General features: G+C 75.4%; 21 protein-coding genes. 9 read left to right on the top strand and 12 right to left on the bottom strand.

From position 1 onward, the window contains the following. The first annotated feature begins 179 nt into the window (after positions 1 to 179). Genes OF852_RS11330 through OF852_RS11320 form a run of 3 tightly spaced genes read left to right on the top strand, consistent with a single transcriptional unit; the run spans position 180 to position 2,924 of the window. Positions 180 to 854, top strand: a complete 675-nt coding sequence (locus OF852_RS11330) for a response regulator transcription factor (RefSeq protein WP_271119268.1) — start codon at positions 180 to 182, stop codon at positions 852 to 854. A 49-nt stretch (positions 855 to 903) separates the two neighbouring features. Further along, positions 904 to 2,151, top strand: coding sequence for a sensor histidine kinase (locus OF852_RS11325; protein ID WP_271119267.1), 1,248 nt, complete (start codon positions 904 to 906; stop codon positions 2,149 to 2,151). Between the two features lie 56 nt (positions 2,152 to 2,207). Then, on the top strand, positions 2,208 to 2,924 hold the full coding sequence (locus tag OF852_RS11320; RefSeq protein WP_271119266.1) for a hypothetical protein: 717 nt from the start codon (positions 2,208 to 2,210) through the stop codon (positions 2,922 to 2,924). A gap of 75 nt (positions 2,925 to 2,999) precedes the next feature. On the opposite strand, the gene OF852_RS11315 is transcribed toward OF852_RS11320, so the two are convergent. Continuing rightward, positions 3,000 to 3,992, bottom strand: a complete 993-nt coding sequence (locus OF852_RS11315) for a LacI family DNA-binding transcriptional regulator (RefSeq protein WP_271119265.1) — start codon at positions 3,990 to 3,992, stop codon at positions 3,000 to 3,002. Positions 3,993 to 4,080: 88 nt separating this feature from the next. On the opposite strand from OF852_RS11315, the gene OF852_RS11310 reads away from it, so the two are divergent. Beyond that, a complete protein-coding gene (locus OF852_RS11310) occupies positions 4,081 to 5,076 on the top strand; it encodes an alpha/beta hydrolase fold domain-containing protein (protein ID WP_271119264.1) in 996 nt (331 codons plus the stop codon). Next, entirely contained in the window at positions 5,073 to 5,789 is a 717-nt protein-coding gene (locus tag OF852_RS11305) for an alpha/beta fold hydrolase (protein WP_271119263.1), read from the top strand. The genes OF852_RS11310 and OF852_RS11305 overlap by 4 nt, the downstream gene beginning before the upstream one ends. Positions 5,790 to 5,871: 82 nt before the next feature. Here OF852_RS11305 and OF852_RS11300 read toward each other — a convergent pair whose 3' ends face one another. The 3 genes from OF852_RS11300 to OF852_RS11290 all read right to left on the bottom strand — a co-directional run bounded on the left by OF852_RS11300 (position 5,872) and on the right by OF852_RS11290 (position 8,682). Beyond that, positions 5,872 to 7,851, bottom strand: a complete 1,980-nt coding sequence (locus OF852_RS11300; protein WP_271119262.1) for an Ig-like domain-containing protein — start codon at positions 7,849 to 7,851, stop codon at positions 5,872 to 5,874. A 131-nt stretch (positions 7,852 to 7,982) separates the two neighbouring features. Further along, a complete protein-coding gene (locus tag OF852_RS11295) occupies positions 7,983 to 8,441 on the bottom strand; it encodes a BLUF domain-containing protein (RefSeq protein WP_271119261.1) in 459 nt (152 codons plus the stop codon). Continuing rightward, on the bottom strand, positions 8,431 to 8,682 hold the full coding sequence (locus OF852_RS11290; protein WP_271119260.1) for a hypothetical protein: 252 nt from the start codon (positions 8,680 to 8,682) through the stop codon (positions 8,431 to 8,433). Before OF852_RS11290 ends, OF852_RS11295 begins: the two co-directional genes overlap by 11 nt. Positions 8,683 to 8,821: 139 nt before the next feature. On the opposite strand from OF852_RS11290, the gene OF852_RS11285 reads away from it, so the two are divergent. Beyond that, complete coding sequence (locus OF852_RS11285) at positions 8,822 to 9,637, top strand: hypothetical protein (RefSeq protein WP_271119259.1); 816 nt, start codon at positions 8,822 to 8,824, stop codon at positions 9,635 to 9,637. A gap of 66 nt (positions 9,638 to 9,703) precedes the next feature. On the opposite strand, the gene OF852_RS11280 is transcribed toward OF852_RS11285, so the two are convergent. Continuing rightward, positions 9,704 to 10,642: an NADP-dependent oxidoreductase gene (locus OF852_RS11280; RefSeq protein WP_271119258.1), complete on the bottom strand. Its 939-nt coding sequence runs from the start codon at positions 10,640 to 10,642 to the stop codon at positions 9,704 to 9,706. An 88-nt stretch (positions 10,643 to 10,730) separates the two neighbouring features. On the opposite strand from OF852_RS11280, the gene OF852_RS11275 reads away from it, so the two are divergent. After that, positions 10,731 to 11,231: a MarR family winged helix-turn-helix transcriptional regulator gene (locus OF852_RS11275; protein WP_271119257.1), complete on the top strand. Its 501-nt coding sequence runs from the start codon at positions 10,731 to 10,733 to the stop codon at positions 11,229 to 11,231. Positions 11,232 to 11,237: 6 nt separating this feature from the next. Here OF852_RS11275 and OF852_RS11270 read toward each other — a convergent pair whose 3' ends face one another. Further along, entirely contained in the window at positions 11,238 to 11,825 is a 588-nt protein-coding gene (locus OF852_RS11270) for a TetR/AcrR family transcriptional regulator (RefSeq protein WP_271119256.1), read from the bottom strand. A gap of 64 nt (positions 11,826 to 11,889) precedes the next feature. Between OF852_RS11270 and OF852_RS11265 the strand changes: the two genes are divergently transcribed. Continuing rightward, positions 11,890 to 13,044 (top strand): MFS transporter, encoded by a 1,155-nt coding sequence (locus OF852_RS11265; protein WP_271119255.1) that lies wholly within the window; start codon positions 11,890 to 11,892, stop codon positions 13,042 to 13,044. Between the two features lie 10 nt (positions 13,045 to 13,054). Here OF852_RS11265 and OF852_RS11260 read toward each other — a convergent pair whose 3' ends face one another. The 3 genes from OF852_RS11260 to OF852_RS11250 all read right to left on the bottom strand — a co-directional run bounded on the left by OF852_RS11260 (position 13,055) and on the right by OF852_RS11250 (position 15,257). Then, a complete protein-coding gene (locus OF852_RS11260; RefSeq protein ID WP_271119254.1) occupies positions 13,055 to 13,585 on the bottom strand; it encodes a putative immunity protein in 531 nt (176 codons plus the stop codon). 149 nt (positions 13,586 to 13,734) lie between these two features. Beyond that, the gene (locus tag OF852_RS11255) at positions 13,735 to 13,974 is read right to left on the bottom strand and encodes a hypothetical protein (RefSeq protein ID WP_271119253.1); all 240 of its coding nucleotides are present in this window, start codon (positions 13,972 to 13,974) and stop codon (positions 13,735 to 13,737) included. 83 nt (positions 13,975 to 14,057) lie between these two features. Next, positions 14,058 to 15,257, bottom strand: coding sequence for an NAD(P)/FAD-dependent oxidoreductase (locus OF852_RS11250; RefSeq protein ID WP_271119252.1), 1,200 nt, complete (start codon positions 15,255 to 15,257; stop codon positions 14,058 to 14,060). Between the two features lie 501 nt (positions 15,258 to 15,758). On the opposite strand from OF852_RS11250, the gene OF852_RS11245 reads away from it, so the two are divergent. After that, entirely contained in the window at positions 15,759 to 16,772 is a 1,014-nt protein-coding gene (locus OF852_RS11245; RefSeq protein ID WP_271119251.1) for a LacI family DNA-binding transcriptional regulator, read from the top strand. Here the strand turns inward: OF852_RS11245 and OF852_RS11240 are convergent. The 3 genes from OF852_RS11240 to OF852_RS11230 all read right to left on the bottom strand — a co-directional run bounded on the left by OF852_RS11240 (position 16,756) and on the right by OF852_RS11230 (position 19,830). Beyond that, positions 16,756 to 18,033: a four-carbon acid sugar kinase family protein gene (locus OF852_RS11240; RefSeq protein WP_271119250.1), complete on the bottom strand. Its 1,278-nt coding sequence runs from the start codon at positions 18,031 to 18,033 to the stop codon at positions 16,756 to 16,758. The two genes, OF852_RS11245 and OF852_RS11240, sit on opposite strands and share 17 nt — an antisense overlap. Next, positions 18,030 to 18,791 (bottom strand): FadR/GntR family transcriptional regulator, encoded by a 762-nt coding sequence (locus tag OF852_RS11235; RefSeq protein WP_271119249.1) that lies wholly within the window; start codon positions 18,789 to 18,791, stop codon positions 18,030 to 18,032. The genes OF852_RS11240 and OF852_RS11235 overlap by 4 nt, the downstream gene beginning before the upstream one ends. A gap of 103 nt (positions 18,792 to 18,894) precedes the next feature. Continuing rightward, positions 18,895 to 19,830, bottom strand: coding sequence for a substrate-binding domain-containing protein (locus OF852_RS11230; RefSeq protein ID WP_271119248.1), 936 nt, complete (start codon positions 19,828 to 19,830; stop codon positions 18,895 to 18,897). Positions 19,831 to 19,875 lie beyond the last annotated feature (45 nt).

The raw sequence follows: 19,875 nt of genomic DNA, 5'->3' as shown, positions 1-19,875 counted from the left end.
CATTCGGGCCCGACTCGATGCGGTGCCTAGGCGTGCGGTCTCAGAGTGGCGACGCGACCTGATGGATCCAGGCTCTCCCGGCGGCCGGGGCCGCGCAAGCCGAGGCGACCGCCTCCCAGCCAGCCGCAAGGAGCGCGCCGTTCAGTGCGGGTTCAGCGCCGACGCGCCACACTGGCGGCATGCGGGTCCTGGTGGTCGACGACGAGGTGCGCCTCGCCGACGGCATCCGACGCGGGCTCGAGGCGGAGGGCTTCGCGGTCGACGTCGCCTCGAACGGCGTCGACGGGCTGTGGTTCGCCCGCGAGCACGAGTACGACGCGATCGTGCTCGACCTCATGATGCCCGGCATGAGCGGCTACGCGGTCTGCCGGGAGCTGCGCGCGGAGGGGGACTGGACGCCGATCCTCATGCTCACGGCGAAGGACGGCGAGTGGGATGAGGTCGAGGGCCTCGACACCGGCGCCGACGACTACCTCGTGAAGCCGGCGCGCTTCGCCGTGCTCGTCGCCCGCATCCGCGCGCTCGTCCGGCGGGGCGGCCGCGAGCGGCCGACCGTCCTCGAGCTCGGCGACCTGCGCCTCGACCCCGCGACGCGGGAGGTGACCCGGGGCGGCACCCCGGTCACCCTGACCGCGCGCGAGTTCGCGGTGCTCGACCTGCTCATGCGCAGCGACGGCGCCGTCATCTCGAAGCGCGAGATCCTCGCCGGGGTCTGGGATCACGCCTTCGAGGGCGACGCGAACATCGTCGAGGTCTACATCGGGCGGCTGCGCGACAAGGTGGACCGCCCCTTCGGCCGCGCCACCATCGCCACCGTCCGCGGTGCCGGCTACCGGCTGGTGCGGGATGGCTGAGCCGCGGTCCGCGCCGGCGCCGCGTCGACCGCGGACGCTCCGCGCACGGGTGACCGCCGCAGCGGCCCTCGTCGTGCTCGTCATGGTGGCCGCGGGCGCGCTCCTGTTCCAGGCGCTGCTCGACGCCTCCCTCGCGGACGCGGAGCACTCGGCCGCGCAGGACACGGCGGAGGCGTTCGCGGAGCGAGGCGAGGGCGCAGCCCTCGACGACGACGCGATCGCGCAGCTGCAGCGCGGGGGCGCGGTCCTCGATCAGACGGCCGAGGCCGCGGAGCTGGGGCTGGTGCTCCCGGCACAGGACGGCGCCCGCATCCTGCTCGACGACGAGCCGCACGTGCTCGCCGTGGAGGAGACGGAGGCGGGGGTCGCCGTCGCCGCGCGCTCGCTCGAGTCCGCGGCGGAGGCGACCGGCGCGACCGCGCTGCTGCTGCTCGGCGCCGTGCCCCTCGTGACGGCCCTCGTCGCCGCGATCGTCTGGGTGGTGGCGGGCCGCGCGCTGCGTCCCGTCGAGCGGCTGCGCCGGGAGGTGGAGGCGGTGCGCGCCGAGGACCCGACGCAGCGGGTCGCCGCCCCGCGGGGCGCCGGCGAGCTGGACGCGCTCGCCGCGACGATGAACGAGCTGCTCGACCGGATCGAGACCTCGCAGCGCGCCCAGCGCCAGTTCGTCGCCGACGCCTCGCACGAGCTGCGCTCGCCCATCGCGAGCCTCCGCCAGCACGCGGAGGTCGCGAGCGCCTACCCGCGGACGACCGACCTCGCGGAGCTCGCCGGGCTCGTCGACCTCGAGTCCTCCCGACTCGCCGCGCTCGTCGACGACCTCCTGCTCCTCGCCCGCTCCGGCGAGCCGGCGGCCATGCGGCGCGAGCCGCTCGACCTCGACGATCTCGTCCTCGACGAGGGGGCGCGCCTGCGCGCGCTCGGCGGGATCGAGGTGACGGCCGACGCGTCGCCGACCCGTCTGCACGGCGACCCCGGGCTGCTCGCCCGCGCGCTCCGCAACCTCGGCGACAACGCGCGCCGGCACGCCCGCGCACGGATCGCGCTCTCGCTCGAGCGCGAGGGGGACGCCGTGCTGGTCCGGGTCGACGACGACGGCGCCGGGATCGCGCCGGACGACCGCGAGCGGATCTTCGAGCGCTTCGTCCGGCTGGATGCGGCGCGCGCCCGCGAGGACGGCGGCGCGGGCCTCGGGCTCGCGATCGTGGCGGAGGCGGCCGCCCGGCACGGCGGGTCCGTCACGGCGTCCTCGTCCCCGCTGGGCGGGGCGCGGCTGGAGCTCCGGCTGCCGCTCGCCTGAACGGGCTGTCAGCTCGGTTCAGTTCCGCGTCAGCGGCCGCGCGGCACGCTCGGAGCATGAAGGACGACAGCACCCCCAGCACCCCGACCACGCCCACCACCGCGACCGGCGCCGACCCGGACGTCGCGACCGACGCGCACCGCGCGCCCGCCACGACGGCGCCCGCCGCGACGGCCGGGCGCCCGCGCCGCCGGGTCGGCCTCATCGCCGGCATCGCGGCCGCCGGCCTCGGCGTCATCGCCCTGACGGCGGGCATCACCCTCGCGGTCGCCGACGAGTGGGGCGACGACGATGACGACGTCCGCGCCTCGCAGGTCGAGGACCGCGCGGATGCCGCCGGCGCCGAGCCGGTCGATCCGGCTCAGCCCGCGGAGGCCTCCGACGACGCCACCGCGACCGCGGACGAGTTCGACGCGGCCCTCGAGGCGGCGCTCGCGGCCGCCGACGGCACCGGCGTCGAGAGCATCGAGGCGGAGCGCGACGGCTTCTCGGTCGACGTGGTCCGCGCCGACGGCAGCGAGGTCGAGGTGCGTGTGCCGGCGACCGGCGACGCCGTCCTCGGCGAGGAGGACCGCGCCGAGGCCGCGACCCCGCTCGACGCGGCCGCCCTCCGTGCCGCCATCGAGGCCGCGACCGCCGACGGCGGCGAGGCGCACTCGGTGAGCGTCTCGGACGAGCCCGGCGCGGCCGTCGAGGTGACGGTCATCGCGGACGGCATCGAGCGCGAGCTGCTCCTCGATGCGGCATCCGCGGTCATCGGCACCGAGCGCTGAGCGCGCGCCGCAGCACCTCGCCGACGATCGGACCCGGCCATGCCGGGTCCGATCGTCGGTCTCCGCCCGTCTCGCTCATCCGGACTCGCGGACCACGAGGCGGGGCTCGAGCATCACCTGCTGAGGCGGGCGGCCTCCCTCGATGAGGATGCTCATCATCAGATCGATCGCCGCAGCGCCGGACTCCTCGAAGGGCTGCCGGACGGTCGTGAGGCCGAGGACCTCGGCCGCGGGGCCGTCGTCATAGCCGACCAGGGCGATCGGGCGCCCCTGCTGACGAGCCGTCTCGCGCATCCGCGACCTGATGGCGGTGGCGAAGCCGTCGTGGTGGGCGACGACCGCCGTCGCCGAGGGGTGCGCGGCGATCGCGGCCGCGACGACCTCGGCCGGGTCGGCCGACTCGACGCAGACCGCGTCGACGACCTCGATCGACTCCTCGAGGCCCGCGACGCGGAGCATCGCCGGAGACAGGTAGTCGCCGGACATCTGCGGCTCGTGCAGGTAGATCGCCCGGCGGTGGCCGTGGTCGCGGAGGTGCCGCCCGATCGCCCGACCCCCGGCGAGGTCGTCGATGAGCACCGTCGGCGGGCCCGACACGCTCGGGGGGACCCGCCGCGCGTCGACGAGGACGACCGGGAGCCCCGCCTGGCGGCTCGTCCGGAGCGCCCCGCCCGAGAGCGGCGCGCCCATCACGATGAGGCCGTCGATGCCGTGGCGCATGGGCAGTGTGTCGAGGAGCGGCGTCGACGTCCGGGCGGCGGACTCGATGTCGAGGGTGATCAGCTCGATGGCGGTGTCGCGACAGCGCTCGAGCATGCCCGCGAGCCGCCGGAGGTAGCTGGGGTAGCTCGTGAACGGCGCCGCGACCGCGAGTCGCGTGCCGGAGCGCGCCCGCGGCGTGGAGGCGACGACCCGGTAGCCGAGATCGCGCGCGGCCGACATCACCCGCTCCCGCGTCGCCGCCCGGACCCGGTGGGGCGCGTTGATCGCGAGGGACACGGTCGAGATGCTGACCCCCGCCCTCGCCGCCACCTCGTAGATGGTGACGCCGTGCCCGGATCGGGTCACGTCCTGCCTCCTCGCGCCGGTGCATCGAAGTGCTTCGATCGTCGCATGATATCGCCGGTCGGACCCGGCACGGATGAGAGGACCATCGATGGCGATGCTCGAGCAGGTGCCCCTGGACCCCGCGATCACCCGATGGATCGCGCGCTACGGCGAGGTGGCGTCGGCGACCGCCGGCTTCGGGGATCCGGACCTCGCGAGACACCGCACGGCGGCTCGGGAGGTCTCCGATGCGGTCGCGGCGGAGTTCACGAGCCCGGTGCCCGACGGCGTTGCGATCGAGGACCTCGAGCTGGACGGCCCGCACGGGGCGTCCCGGGTCCGTCGCTATCGCCCCGATCACGCCCCGGTGCTCGCGCCGACGCAGCTCTGGCTGCACGGCGGCGGCTTCTTCGCCGGGTCGATCCACGAGACCCTGAACGACCGGATCTGCGCCGCACTGGCGCTTCGGAGCGGCGTCCAGATCCTCTCGCTGGACTACCGTCTCGCGCCGGAGCACCCCTACCCCGCCGCGGTCGAGGACGCGATCTCGGCGGCCATGACGATCGCGGCGGATCCGGGCGCGCTCGGCGTCGACCGCCGCCGACTCGGCATCGGGGGCAACTCCGCCGGCGCCGCGATCGCGGCGAGCGCGGCCCTGCGTCTCCGGGACTCCGGCGAGGTCACGCTGATCCATCTCGACGCCGAGGTCATCCCGGCCTCGCTGCCGCCGGTCGGCGACTCGGGCCGGGAGTACGCCACCGGATTCGGGCTCGACGGGCTCGACGAGCTGCGCGAGCGCTACTTCGGTCCCGCCGGCCCGGCGGACGCGTACGGCATGGCACTCGAGGTGCCGGACCTCGCCGGTCTGCCGCCGACGCTGCTCATGCTCGCGGAGCACGACCCGCTGCGGGATGCCGGCCTGCTCCTCGCCGATCGGCTGGCTGCCGCAGGGGTCCCCGTCATCGTCCATGTCGGGGACGGCCACCTGCACGCCTCGCTCGGGCTGACGGCGCAGTTCGCCGGCGCACGCGCATGGAACCACCGCCACGCGGCCGAGCTCGCCGCCGCCTACGGCACCGATGTCGAGAAGGGACAGGACGGATGAGACTCTTCACGCGACGGCAGGGCGACGGACCGAGGACGGCCGCGCTCGTCCACGGAGCCTCCGAGAGCTCCACCTCCTGGCGGGCCTTCGCCGACATCCTCGTCGAGCAGCACGACTTCTCGGTCATCCTCGTCGACCAGCGCGGACACGGTCGCAGCCCGCGCGCGGAGCGCTACACGCTCGAGCTGTTCACGCGGGACCTCGTCGACACGCTGCCGACGGGACTCGACCTGCTCGTCGGCCAGTCGCTCGGAGGCCGGGTCGCCGCGGAGGCCGTGCCGGAGCTCATGCCGAAGCGCTTCGTCGGCATCGACCCGGGCTTCGCCGTCTCGTGGCGATTCGGTCTGGCCATGCGCGTCATGAACCGGATCCGGCCGCTGATGAGCCGCGACGCGATCCGGAGGTCCGGCATCCGCCGCACCGGCGCCGAGACGATCGATGCGCAGATGGCGAACTGGGACGCCTGGGATTCCAGCATGGTGCCCTACCTCGCCACCACCGGGCGCCGCGTCGAGTACCCGCCGCAGCCGCCGCGGGTCCCGTCCACCCTGGTCCTCGCCGAGCGGAGCGTCGTCGTCTCGGCCGAGCGCGCCCGCGAGTTCGCCCGACTCGGCTGGGACGTGCGGACCCTCGCCGACGCACCGCACGACATGCACATCCAGATGCCCGCACAGCTCGCCGCCCTGCTCGACGACATCCTGGCTCGCGGATAGCCGCGCCGGGTCGGCTCCGCGGCCGATCGAGGGGCGGATGCGCGCGCCCGGCCTCCCGGACCTGCCGCGGTCCGGCCCTCGGTCAGGTGCCGCTTCGCGCGACGTCCCGCCGGCGGACGCGCCGGCTCGATCGCGCGCCCAGCGCGGCACCGGCGAGCAGCAGCGCCAGCGCCCAGACGAGCGGTGCCGTCGGGTCGTCACCCGTCGCGGGGAGCTCACCCGGGTCGCCGTCCTCTGATGCCGGAGCGGGTGTCAGCGGGGTGGCGGCCTCGACCGCGAACGCGGTCCGGGCGGTGCTCGCGAGGTGGTTGCGGTCGCCGGAATAGCGGACCGTCACCTCGTACTCGCCCGCCCCGAGATCGGCGGGGGTGTCGCAGCGGTCCGCCGCGGAGATGTCGTCGACGGTACAGAGGACGAGGGCGCCGGAGGAGAACGAGACGGATCCGGTCGCGGCACCGGGGAGCCCGGCGAGGGTCAGCGTGTTGGGCTCGCCCGCGGCGACGACGCGGGCCCGAGCCGAGGCCTCGATCGCCGTCGCGACCTGCTCGACGTCGAAGGCACTGGTGCTGGTCGCCGCGGCGTGGTCGGCATCGCCCGAATAGGTCGCGAGCACGAGGTAGCGCCCGGCGTCGAGCGAGGCGGCCGTGCGGCACTCGTCGGCGTCGCGGACGTCCGCGATCGTGCACAGCACGGTCGAGCCCGAGGTGAACACGACCGAGCCGGTCGCCGCGGACGGCAGCCCGGAATACCGGAGGACGATCCCGGAGCCGTAGGCCGCGGCGGGCGCGGCCGGCGCCGCGTCGAAGTCCGCGAGCTCCGCCCGCGTCACCTCGAAGCCGGTCGCCGCCGTCGCGGCACGGTGATTCGCATCCCCGCTGTACGCCGCGGTCACCGTGTAGGTCCCCGCGCCGAGGTCGGCGGGCGTCGAGCAGGTCGCCGACGCCGTCACATCGGCGATGCGGCAGAGCGTCGCGCCGTCGGCGGTGAAGACGACCGAGCCCGTGGCCGCCGACGGCAGGCCGTCGACGCCCAGCACCACGCTGGATCCGAACTCCACGGACGCCGCCGACGCCTCCGCGTCGAAGTCCGGCACCGTCGCACGCGTCACCTCGAAGCCGGTCGACGCCGTCGAGGAGCCGTAGCTCGCGTCGCCGCCGTAGGTCGCCGTCACCGCGTACGTCCCCGCGCCGAGGCTCGCCGCGGTCGAGCAGCTCGACGCCGCCGTCACATCGTCGATGCGGCAGAGCGTCGCGACCCCGGCCGTGAAGACGACCGAGCCGGTCGCCGACGACGGGAGGCCGCTGATCTCGAGCATGTTCGGGGTGCCGAAGGGCACGGTCGCGGCGCGCACCCGGGCGTCCAGCCGCGTGCTGGCGGGGACGACGCGGAAGCTCGAGCCGACCGTCCGGCTGTTGTGGTTCTGATCGCCGCTGTAGCTGATCGTGAACGGGTACGTGCCGACAGCGAGATCCGTCGGCGTCTGGCAGAAGGAGCCGGTGGTGATGTCGGGGATCGTGCAGAGGGTCCTGCCGGAGGTCGCGATGGCGACCGAGCCGGTCGCGGCGGACGGGAAGCCGAAGACGGAGATCGTGTTGGCGGTGCCGTACGGCACGCTCGACGCGTGGCCGGCCGAGAAGGGCGCCGACGCGCGGGAGACCGAGAAGGCGGTGACGGCGGTGGCGGACTCGTACACGTCGTCCCCGGAGTACGTCGCGGTGACGGGATAGCTGCCGATCGGCAGCGTGGCCGGTGTCGCGCAGGCGCTGGCGGGGAGGACCGCCCGGCAGAGCGGCGTCGAGCCGGAGACGAAGTCGACCGCGCCGGTGGCCGCGGCCGGAAGCCCGGTGACCCGGACGGTGTTGGCGGTGCCGTAGCTCACCTGCGGCGAGGCGGCGCTCGCGGTCATCGCGACCGGCGTCGTCCCGTCCGCCGCGGCTCGGGCCGCCGACGCACCCATGAGGCCGGTGAAGGAGGAGGCCAGGAGCGCGAGCACCGCGACGGACGTGGCCGCGAGCCGCAGCAGGTCTCCGCTCCGCGCGTCGCGCGACGCCGTCGAACCCATCAATGCACTCGCCTCTCCGCGCCGACCGCCGGCTGTCCACTCTGGCGCCGAGGATCGTGCGGGAGTGCCGCTCGCGACTCTATCCGGCGCGCCCCCCGGCCGACACCACCCCGGACGGGGGACGCCGCGTGTCAGGCTCCGGACGCGGCCGCCGCATCGGGCCGGGTGCGGAACCAGAGGCTCAGCTCCCGCGCCGCGCGCATCACGACGGAGGGATGCTGCCGGTCGTCGAGGTCGACGAAGGTGTCGCGGAAGCCCGGCGGCGGCGGCTCGGTCGGCGTCTGCATGGGCTGGAAGCCCATCGACCAGTTGTCGAAGTCGCGGCCGGCGATCGGCCCGTCGATGAGGACGCGGACGTCGCTGTGCCGCTCGTCATCCCGGATGCGGTCGAGCAGCTCGAGCACGGCCCGACGCGGCCCCTCGAGCACCTGCACGAAGCGGCCCCCGCGGTAGAGCAGCATCCCGGTGATCCGCCGCTCCGCGTTGGCCGCGCGGCTGGTGCGCAGGAGGGCGTCGAGCGCGCCGTCGTCGAAGGGCTCGCGCGATCGGCTCGTGTACAGCGCCGTGTAGAGGTCCTCGTCATCGGCCACGCGATCCGCCCCCCTCCGGATCCTGGGATCCCGTCGTCTCGAGGGCGGCCATCGCGGCGTGGAGGTCGGCGAAGTCGTCGATGACGCGAGACCGCGAGTCGACCGCCCGGTATCGGCCCTCGGGCGTCACGTCGATGTGCCCGATGAAGTCGCCGCGTCGGCTGCCGACGAAGAACCCCCGGTCGACCCGCGACCAGACCGCGTCGCGCTGCCGGGCCTCGTCGCCGTGCAGGATCGTCAAGATTCCGCGCTCCTTCCGGATTCCGAATCTAGCCCCATCCGCCCGGTCCGCGGCCGTGCGCTCCCTGAATGCGGGGTGGGGATCGGGCGCACCCCCTCCGGCGCGGCGGTTCACTCGGAGTCGACGAGAGGATCCCGCCATGAGCGACCGCATCGACCCCGCCCGCGACGACCGCGACCCCGCGACCGGGCCCGACGACTCGACCCGCGCCGAGCGCCTCCAGGAGGAGCGCCTCCACGACGAGCGGCTCCAGGAGGAGCGCCTCCGCGAGGAGCGGCTCCAGGAGGAGCGCCTCCAGGAGGAGCGCCTCCGCGCCGAGGACCGGACCGACGCCGCGCCGGCCGAGGGCGGCGCCCATCGCGACCCCGCGGCGCCCCCGCCCTCCGGGCTCTCCGCCCGCGAGGAGGTCGCCGCCCGCGAGAAGGAGGAGTTTGGCGGGATGCGCTTCGGCCTCGCCTTCTTCGGCTGGCTCGCCGCGACCGGCATGGCCGTCATCCTCACCGCGCTCGTCGCGGGTGCCGGGGCGGCACTCGGGCTGGGCGCCGGGGTGGATGCGGGCGACGCGGTCGACTCGTCCAGCGAGGCCGGCACGATCGGCATCGCGGGCGCGATCGCGGTGCTCGTGATCCTGCTGATCGCGTACTACTGCGGCGGCTACGTCGCCGGCCGCATGGCCCGCTTCAGCGGCGCCAAGCAGGGCGTCGCGGTGTGGCTGTGGGCGATCGTGACCGCGATCGTCGCGGCCGTCGTGGGCGCCGTCGCCGGCGCCCAGTGGAACATCCTCGCGAACATCGACAGCTTCCCGCGCCTCCCGTTCGGCGAGGGCGAGCTGACCACCTTCGGCATCATCACCGCGATCCTCACCATCGTCGTGAGTCTGGTCGGCGCCGTCCTCGGCGGGCTCGCGGGGATGCGGTTCCACCGGCGCGTGGACCGCGTCGGCCTCGGCCGCTAGGCCGCCGCTCCGCACGACACGGCTGCGCCCCCGTCCGGCTCTCGGACGGGGGCGCCGTCGTGCCGCTCACGCGCCGGCGGGCAGCGCGATCACCTTGCCGTGCACGGCTCCGACCGCCGCGCGCGCGTGCACGGCGGGCAGCTCGGCGAGCGGGACCCGCTCCGCGATCTCGACCCGGAGCTCGCCCGCGTCGACGAGCGCAACGAGCTCCGCGAGCTGCGCGCGGTCGCTGCGGACGTAGACGACGACCCCGCGGACGCCGCGGGCCTCGTCGCCGGGGGCCGGCATCCACGCGGTCGTGCTCACGAGGACGCCGCCGTCGCGGACGAGCGCGACGAGCCCCTCGAGCTCGGCCGGGTCGAGGGGGGCGAGGTTGAGGAGGACGTTGACCGGCTCGTCGACCGCCTCGAGCGGCGAGGCGTCGGCGTGATCGATGATCTGGTGCGCGCCCGAGGCCTCGATGGAGGCGCGGCTGCGGGGACTCGCCGTCGCGATGACGTGCGCGCCGGCGCGCGCGGCGAGCTGCACGGCGTAGCCGCCCACCGGCCCGCCCGCGCCCATGATGAGCACGCGCTGCCCGGACACCAGGCCCGCCTCGTCGAAGAGCGCCTGCCGGGCGGTGAGCGCGACGGAGGGGAGGCCCGCGGCATCGGCGAGCGGGAGCCCGGTCGGGGCGGCGGTCAGCGTCTCGGCGGGGGCGATGGCGTACTCGGCCGCCGCGCCGTCCTCCGTCATCGGCAGGAATCCGATCACGGCATCCCCGACGGCGAGGGAGTCCACGCCCTCGCCGAGCGCGTCGACGGTGCCCGAGACGTCGTAGGAGGGGATGTGGGGCAGCGTGACCGGGATGGGGAGGCGGCCGGCGCGGATGCCGGCGTCGGCCGGGTTGAACGCGGCGCCGGCGACGCGGATGCGCACCTGGCCCGCGGCGGGCTCGGGTCGCGCGACGTCCTCGAGGCGGAGCACGTCGGCGTCGCCGACCTGGTGGAAGCGGATGGCCTGCATGATGATCTCCTTCGTTGATGCTTCGAATCTGAAGCAATACCGCGACGATAGCAGTGTTCCGAATTCGAAGCAACAGTAGGATGTCGCTATGACGCAGGAGCCCGCCGCCCTCGACCCCGCGCAGCTCGGCGCCTACTTCGCGCTCATCGAGGTGAGCAGCCTCCTCCGGCACCAGGTCGAGCAGCAGCTGCGGGAGGCCGGCGAGCTCAGCTACGTGCAGTTCCAGCTCCTCGCGCGGCTCGGCGATGCCCCCGCCGGCAGCCACCGCATGACCGACCTCGCCGACGGCGTCGTCTACAGCCGCAGCGGCCTCACCTATCAGGCGCAGCTCCTCGAGCAGCGCGGACTCGTCACGCGCGCCCCGTCGCGCGACGACGAGCGCAGCACGACCGTCGCCATCACGGAGGCGGGCCGCGGCGTCCTCGCCGCCGTGTTCCCGGGCCACATCGCCCTCCTGCAGACCCTGCTCTTCCAGCCCATCGGCGACGACGACACGGCGGCGCTCGGCGACGTGCTGGGGCGGATCCGCGACCACATGCGCGCGACCCCGCCGCGCTCGGCCGCCCCACGGCGGCGCCGGAAGAGCTGAGCGGGATCAGCGCCCCGCGGGCGCCCCGTCGCGCTCCGCCCCGAGCACGAGCCCGCGCGCGAGCCGGCGCGCCGCGGCGGCATCGTGGCCGGGCTCGCGCAGGCGCATCGCGAGACTGCCGGTGAGCAGCAGGAGGAGGTCGTCGGCGAGCGCGTCCGCGCCGTCGCCGGCGAGGGGACGCGCGAGCCCCCGCAGGCGGGCTCGCAGTGCGCGGGTGTCCTCCTCGACCGCGGCGGCGAGCCCGGCGGGCGGCTCGGGGTACTCCGCGGCGGAGCCGAGGAAGGCGCACCAGCGCGCGCCGTGCTCGCCGGCGCGGAACTCGTCGAGGGCGTCGAACACCGCGAGGAGGCGATCGACGTCGGATCCGGCACGGGCGATCGCCGCATCCCAGACCGCGATCCACTCGCGCTGCCGCCGCTCGAGGGCGGCGGCGAGCAGGGCCTCCTTGCTCGCGAACCCCCGGTACAGGGTCGCGGACGAGACGCCCGCGAGCCCGAGGACGGCGTCGATCGAGGTCGACGCGATCCCCTGCCGGAAGAAGAGCGCCTCGGCGGCGTCGAGGATCCTCGTCTCGGTGCTCGCGCGCAGGGTCATGCCTGCACCCTAGACTGAGAAAGTGAAACGTACGTTTTTGTTTTGGGGATCGTCCTCGACCGCCATGGTCGCCGCGAGCACGCTCCTCATCGCCGCGACCTACGGGCTCGTCCGCCTCGCCTCCGGCCTCCACGCCCCCGAGATGCGGGCCGAGCTCGGCCTCGACGCCTCCGCCGTCGGCCTCGTCGCGGGCGGCGGCTCGCTCGTCTACTGCCTCGGGGCCGCGACGGGCGCCCGGCTCGCGCCGCGGCATCCCCGCATCGTCGTGGCCGGCGCAGGACTCACCGCTGCGACTGGCGCGGCCGGCATGGCGGCGGCCGCCGGATCGGACGCACTCGCGGCGGCCGCGATCCTGAGCTCTGCGGGGGCCGGCCTCGCCTCGCCCGCCGTCGTGCGGCTCCTCCAGCAGCGGGATGCCGGCCCGGCGGCGCAGGCGATCGCGAACTCCGGCACGGGGCCGGGCCTCGTCGCGGCGGGAGCCCTCGCGCTCGTGCTCCTGCCCGACTGGCGGGCCGCCTGGTGGGTCTCGGCCGCCGTCGCCGTCCTCGCGGCGGCGCTGCTCCTCGCGGCCGACGCGGTGCTCGTGCCCGTGCCGCGGGGCGGTGGCGGCTCGGCGCGGACCGCGCGCACCGGACCTCCCCTGGGGCACGTCCATCTGCCGCTTCTCATGGGGGCGGTCCTGCTCGGCGCCGGCTCCGCCGCCGTCTGGACCTTCGGGCGCAGCCTGCTCCTCGGAGCCGGCGCAGACCCCGGCGGCGCCGCCGGCGCGTGGATCGCGATCGGCGTCGGCGGCGGCCTCGTGCTCGCCACCAGCCGCGCCCTCGCGCGGCATCCGGCGCGGCGGAGCTGGATGCTCGCGAGCGGCCTCGCCGCCGCCGCGAGCCTCGCCCTCGCCCTCGCACCCGCCGCCCTCCCCGTCGCCATCGCGGCGTGCGCGGTCTTCGGATGGGGCTACACGACCGCGACCGGCGCGCTGATCGCCTGGACCGCCGAGCTGGATCCCGCCCGCGCCGCCGGCGGGACCGCGCTGCTCTTCATCCTGCTCGTCGCCGGTCAGGCCGCGGGCGCCGCGGTCCTCGGCCTCGTCATCGAGGAGCAGGGCCTCGCCATCGCCGTCGCCGCGGGTGCCGCCGCCATCGCCGTCGGCGCGGCGATCGGGCTCGGGGGCGCCGGTGCCCGGACCCGGTCGGCCGTCGGCGCGATGTCGCCCGCCGACTGACCCGGCGCGCTCACGCGGGATCGCGCCCGAGCTCGGTCTGGATGCGGCGGATGGTCGCGCCGAGCGAGCCGCGGGCGAGCAGCCCGGGGCCGAGCGGGCCGGCCGCATCCTCGCCGAGGGCCGGGAGCGAGCGCAGCGCGGCGCGGACCTCGGGGCTCATGCGCGCGAGCTGCCAGTCGATCTCGGGCGCGGGCTCGCGGCCCGAGAGCTCGACGGCGCGAGCGGCATAGGCGGCCGCGCCGAGCGCGTGCGCGCCCATGTGGGCGACGCCGGCCGCCTGCGCCGCCGCGCGCGCCGCCGCGGCCGCCGCGCGATCCTCGACCGAGTGCGCGGCGCGACCGGCCTCGAGGCGGCGCCGGATCTCGCCCGCCGCGTCGAGCTCGCCGCGAGAGAACGCGCGGGCGCGCGCGATCGCATCCGCGGGCCGCGCATCGCCCGAGCCCTGCGCCTCGAAGACCGGCAGGACGCGCTCGGCGCAGTCGGCCGCCCAGGCGGCGACGAGACGGCGGTCGGACTCGCTCAGCGACTGCGGGGAGAGCATGCCGCCATCATCTCGCGCGCCGCGGACCGCGACTCGGAGAATCGCCTCCGGAAGCGTGTGCGGGACGCGCTCGGGCCCGGACCTCCGCATCCGCGCACGCGGTACGGCGCGGCTGAGCGGCCGGCCCGCTCGCGGCGGCTCGGCGGGGATCAGCTCCCGCCGAGCTCGCCCGATGCGATCGCGTCGGCGTAGCGGCGCAGGTCCGGCCCCGGCTCGAAGTCGATGAAGCGGTCCTTGAGCCGGGAGGTCAGCTCCTGGAAGATCTCGTCGGAGTCGCCCCCGCCGTGCGAGGCGGCGACCGCCTCCACCGCCTCGCGGAGCACGCGATCGGCGTCCTCCAGGATCTTCGCGCGGGCGGGCTCGTTCCAGGCGACCTCGGTGATGTCCATGCGGCGACGCTAGGCGCGATCCGACCGCGGGGGGCCGGCAGTCGGCGGGCGTCCAGGAACCGCGCCGCCCGCCCTCAGACCGGTCAGGCCCGCCCCTTCGTGATGAGGTGCCAGTAGACGCGCGGCAGCACGTGCCGATCCAGGATCCAGGTGAGGGTCCGCTCGCGGGCGAGCCCCCGCCACCCCGGCACGGTCGGCCGCTGCCGCAGCTCGCGATCGAACTCGGCGAAGACCACGCTGCGGCGCGAGACCGTGAAGGGCGCCACCGAGTACCCGTAATAGCGGGATGCGGGGCGGCGCCCGGCGAGCACCGCCGCCAGGTTCTCGGCGAGCGCCTTCGTCTGCTTGCGCAGGGCGCCGCCCGAGCGCGAGGCGCCCGTCTCGGCGGCGTCGCCGAGCGCCCAGATCTCGGGATGCCGTCGGTGGCGCAGCAGCTCGGGATCGACGTCGGCGAAGCCGGCGGCGTCGCCGAGCCCCGACTCGGCGATCCACTCGGGCGCGCGCTGCGGCGGCACGGCGTTGAGCACATCGAACCCGATCCGCTCCTCGACGCCGTCGCGCCCGCGGACGACCGCGACGCGCGCCTCGCCCTCGACCGCGACGAGCTCGGCGCCGAAGCGGACCTCGATCCCGTACTCGTCGATCTTCCGGCTGAGCTCCTCGTCGATCATGGGGATTCCGAAGGGCGTCGGCGTCGGGACGACGAGCACCACGCGGATGTCGTCGAGCACCCCCAGGCGCCGCCAGTGGTCGCAGGCGAGGTACATGGGCTTCTGCGAGGCGCCCGCGCAGCTCGCGGGGCCCGCGGGCTCGGTGAAGACGACCGTGCCCCGGTGGAGATCGCGGAGCAGGCGGGAGGTCTTCGCGGCCAGCGGCAACTCGTAATGGGAGGAGACGGCCGGCGTCTCGATCGCCTCCGCGAGGCCCGGGATCAGATCCCAGCGGCGCCGCATCCCGGGCGCGAGGACGAGCTGTCCGTAGCCGACGCGCGCCCCCGACTCGAGCTCGACCTCCCGCGCGCCGGGATCGACGGCGACGACCGCGTCCCGGATCCAGCGCACCCCGCGGGGCAGCGCGTCCTCCTGCGGTCGGCTCGCCCGGCTCGCGCGCGCCGTCCCGCCGGCGACGTGCGAGAACAGCGGCTGATAGAGGTGCCGGGGGCGCGGCTCGATGATCGCGACATCCTCGACGCCGGCCCGGCGGAGGCGCCCGGCGGTCGACGAGCCGCCGTTGCCGCCGCCGACGACGAGCACGGCGTGGTGGTCATGCGCTGCTGCCTGCATGTCCGCCACGGTAGGCGCGGCCTCGGACCCCGGGCGCGCCGCGGCGGCGACTCCCAGCTCCCGCGGACGTCGCGAGGGCCGGGCGCGGGACGCCGTCGCGGCGGCGCGGGTTCAGGACCGCGGCCGGCTCCGGGCGGCCGCACGCCCGCCGTCGCGGCCCGGATCGCCCCCATCGGCCGCGGGATCCTGAATCCGCGCCACTCCCGAGCGACCCCGCGTCGCGCGAGACGGGGTGCGGGAGGACTGGATCCTGCTCTGACAGCCGGGCGGCATCGGGCTGCTCGGCAGCTGAGCCCGGCGCGGATTCAGGAGCGACGACGGACCGCACCGGGAGGGCTCCCGCCGCGCGCACGCGGCTCCGGGCCGACGAGCATCGGCGCACCGCCGGATCCTGAATCCACGCCATGCTGCGACGCCCGGCACTGCCGCCCGCGCTCACCTGAGCGCGCCGTGTAGGTTCGAGCCGGGGGCCGACTGCGGCCCTCCGCGAGGAGGTCCGGCGTGGCAGATCGGACGACGCTGGGCGACGTCGCCGCGGCGGCGGGCGTCAGCATGAAGACGGTCTCGCGCGTCATGAACGACTTCCCCAGCATCTCGGAGCGCACCCGCAAGAAGGTGCTCGACGCGATCGCCGAGCTCGACTACGTGCCCGACAGCATGGCGCGCTCGCTGCGCGGCGCACGGGATCGGGCCGTCGCGGTCATCATCGACTCGCTCGACGACCCGTTCTTCGCGGAGGCCGCCCAGGCGGTCGAGGCCGAGATGGCCGCCCACGGCTACCTCGTCATGGTCGCGAGCAGCCATCGCGACCCGGAGGTCGAGGCGCGCGTCGTGGAGCAGATGCGGCGCCGCCGGGTCGCGGGCCTCATCTTCAGCCCCGCCGGACGCGATGCGCCGTGGGCGCAGGACTCGGCGGTCCCCGTCGTCGCGATCGACCGCGACGTGCCGGAGGAGGTCATGGAGACCGTCAAGGTCGACGACCGCTTCGGCGCCCGCATCGCGATCGAGCACTTCGCGGCGCGAGGCCACCGCCGCATCGCGTACATCGGCGACCCGACGCTCATCCAGCCGGCCCGCGACCGCATCGACGGCTACCACGACGCGCTCCGTGCCGCGGGGGTCGAGCCCGACGACGAGCGGCTGCTGCGCGCGACGCTCACCCCGCTCGACGCCGCGCGGGCGACCCGCGAGCTGCTCGCCCTCGACGACCCGCCGACCGCGATCTTCAGCGCCTCGCGCCTCACGACGCTCGGCGTCATCGCGGCCCTCCATTCCGCCGACCGGACGGATGTCGCCATGATCGGCTTCGGCGACTTCGCGATGTCGGATGCGCTCGTGCCGGCGATCACGGTGATCGACCACCGGGCGGAGGCGATCGGCCGGCGCGCCGCCGCATCCCTGCTCGCGCTCTTCGGCGACGTGCCCGCGCCGGGGCCGGCGCTCGTGCCGCTCGAGCTCATCGAGCGCGGCTCGGGCGAGCTGCCGCCGGGGCGCCGCCTCAGCTCGGCGAGCTGAAGCGGAGTCCGGGCCCGAGGCCGAGCGCGGCGAGCACCCGCTCGAGCGCGTCCTCCTCGCCGACGTTGCCCGGCACGACGATGTAGAGCATCTCCCGGCCGTCGCGGACGCGCATCCGCCAGGCCGAGATCCCGGGGAGGATCTGCCCGAGCACCCGGGCGTCGCGGGCGCCCATCCCGGCGCGGGCGACCTCGGCCGAGGTGATGCCGCCCTTCGCGACGACCGCGTCCACGTGCGGGAGGATGCCGGCGACGGCCCCGGTGAGGGCGCGCATGACGCGCTCGCCGTGGTCGAGCGTGCCGTGCTCGGCGGCGCGGGCGCGCTCGGAGGCGACGATCGCGACGCCGCCGGCGCGCACGCGCTCGAGGGCCGGCTCCACGACCTCGGCGCCCGCGGCGGCGGGGTCGCGCAGCGCGGCCGCCGTGCGGACCGCGAGCGGCGGGCCGAGCGAGGGCTCGAGGCGTGCGAGCTGCGCGGTCGCGCCGCCGGTGTGCGAGCCGCAGACGAGGAGGACGCGGGCGGGCCGGTCCTCGGGCCCGAGCACGAGGTGCCCGTCGCTCGCGACCCCGGCGAGCTCGGCCGCGAGCGGCGAGGCCGAGCGCACGACGATCGCCGCCCCGGCCGCCTCGGCCTCCCGGACCGCCTGGGCGATCCGCCGGATGTCGTCGTCGTCCTCCGCGTCGGGCACGACGACGGAACCGGGGGCCGCATCGAGCAGGGCCCCCGCGAGCCGCCCGCCGCGCACCTCGCCGATCGCGACCGGCACCGGCGGACGCGCCGACTTCTCGCGCACGTAGTCGGCGAGCCGCGACGCCCGGAACGGGAAGACCGGGTCGCGCGCGTACTCGGTCTCGCCCGCCGGCACCTCGCGTCCGCCCTGCCGGACGAGGTGGATGCCGTCGCGGGTCGTGCGCCCGCCGTCCGGGAAGGCGGGCACGAAGAGCATGATCGCGCCGGGCTCCGCATCGAGCAGCACCTCGGTCTCGGCGAAGACGTGGCCGCGGAGCGTCGAGTCGCCGCGGAGCACGAAGCGGACCGGCTCCCCGAGGCGCGCGGCGGCCGTCATCCCCTCCTCGCGGATGCGGGCGACGAGCGCGACGGCGGCCGCCTCGTCGAGGGCGCGGCTGTTGGTCTGGACGTAGACGGCGGACGCCTCGTGGAGGGCCGCCTCCAGGAGCTCGGCACCGTGCTCGAGGAGCACGCGCACGCCGCTCGCGGACTGCGTGCCGGTGGGGTCGTCGTCGAGGACGATGGTCTTCACGGGCGCGCCCCGCCGTCCGGGGCCGCCGCGGCCTCCCGCGAGAGCCCGCCGAGCGCGTAGAACGACGCGATGTGGTCGCGGACCGCGTCCGAGGCCCCCGCCGAGTCGCGCTGCCGGATCAGCTCGAGGATCCGCCGATGCTCGGCGCGCACCGTCTTCGCGGTCTCGCGCCAGTCGTCGAGGCGCGCGTAGGCGTCGATCATCTGCCGGTTGATCGCGATCCGCAGCGACTGCATGAGGTGCGCGGAGAGCGCGTTCGTGGAGGCCTCCGCGATGAGGACGTGGAAGGCGGCGTCGAGCCGGTTGAACTCGCCCGCCGAGATCTCGGGGTCGTCCATCTCGTCGAGGATCGCGGCGAGCGCCGCATGGTCCTCGGGGGTCGCCCTCCTGGCGGCCTCGTGGCAGCTCCAGGTCTCGAGGGCGACGCGGGTGTCGAGCACGTCGTGGGGGCTGAACTGCCCGAGCGCGAGCTGCAGCTTCAGCAGGTTCACGAAGGCGGGGCCGGGCTCCCCCGCGAGGACGGAGCCGCCCTCTCCGCCGCGCCGGATCTCGACGATCCCGAGCGCCTCGAAGACGCGCAGCGACTCGCGGAGCGAGGGCCGGCTGACGCCGAGCATCGCCGAGAGGTCGCGCTCGTTGGGGAGGTGGTCGCCCGCGGCGAGCTCGCCGTCGAGGATGCGCTGCTCGATCTGCGCCATCACCTGCTCGTGGGCGCGGACCTTGCGGACCGGGGTCCAGCCCTGCGTCGGATCGGTCACGCTCGTCCTCCTCGCTCGTCTCGGCTCGCGGTGCGGCGCGCGCGGCGCCGGAGTGCGGTCCGGGCGGCGGCGATGGCTCGCCGCCGCCCGGACCGCAGAGCCCCTACTTCAGGAACTCGTCGATGTTGTCGGCGTCGGCGACCTTGACCTCGAGGTTCTGGATCTTCTCGACGTCCTCGCCGGCCGCGAGCGCGACCGCGGTGTCGATCGCCGTCTCGCCCATGAGGATCGGGTCCTGAACGACCGTCGCCGAGAGCTCGCCCGCCTTGATCGACTCGAGCGCGTCGGCGATGCCGTCGAAGGAGATGACGGTCACGTCGGCGAGCTTGCCGGCCTGCTGCAGGGCCTCCACCGCGCCGAGCGCGGCGAGGTCGTTGCGGCCGAAGACCGCGTCGAGGCCCGGGTTCGCCTGCAGGATGTTCTGCGTGACGGTATAGCCCTTCTCGCGGTCCCAGTCGGCGGGCTGGCTGGCGACCTCCTCGATCCCGGGGAAGGCCTCGAGCGCCTGGTTGCAGCCCTTGTCGCGGTCGAGCTCGGGCGAGGTGCCCGAGATCCCCTCGAGGACCGCGAGCTTCCCCTCGCCGCCCTCGAGGTGCTCGCCGAGCCACTCGCAGATGAGCTCGCCGCCGAGGACGTTGTCGCTCGCGATGTGCGAGGCGACCTCGCCGCCGGCCGAGCTGCGGTCGACCGTGATGACGGGGATGTCGCGCGAGTTGGCGAGCTCGACGATCGGCGTCGCGGACTCCGGCTCCACGGGGTTGAGGACGATGACGTCCGCGCCCTTCGTGATGAGGTCCTGGACGTCGTTGAGCTGCTTCTGCGTGTCGTTCTGCGCGTCGGCGACGAGCGTCTTGAGACCCTCCTCGTCGGCGTAGGCGACGGCGCCGTCCTTGACGGTGCCGAAGAACGGGTTCTCGAGGGTGGACATCGAGATGCCGACGGTGACGGCATCCGGGTCGCCGCCGTTGCCGGCGGCGTTGCAGCCGGCGAGGGCGACGGCGCTGAGGGCGATGGCGCCCACGGCGATCAGCTTCTTCATGGAGAGCTCCTTTGCTTCCTGTGTTCGGGATGGTGCGGGAGGTGG

The organism is Homoserinibacter sp. YIM 151385 (genome assembly GCF_027912415.1).
Lineage (GTDB): Bacteria > Actinomycetota > Actinomycetes > Actinomycetales > Microbacteriaceae > Schumannella.
This window is presented reverse-complemented; position numbering and strand designations above follow the sequence as displayed.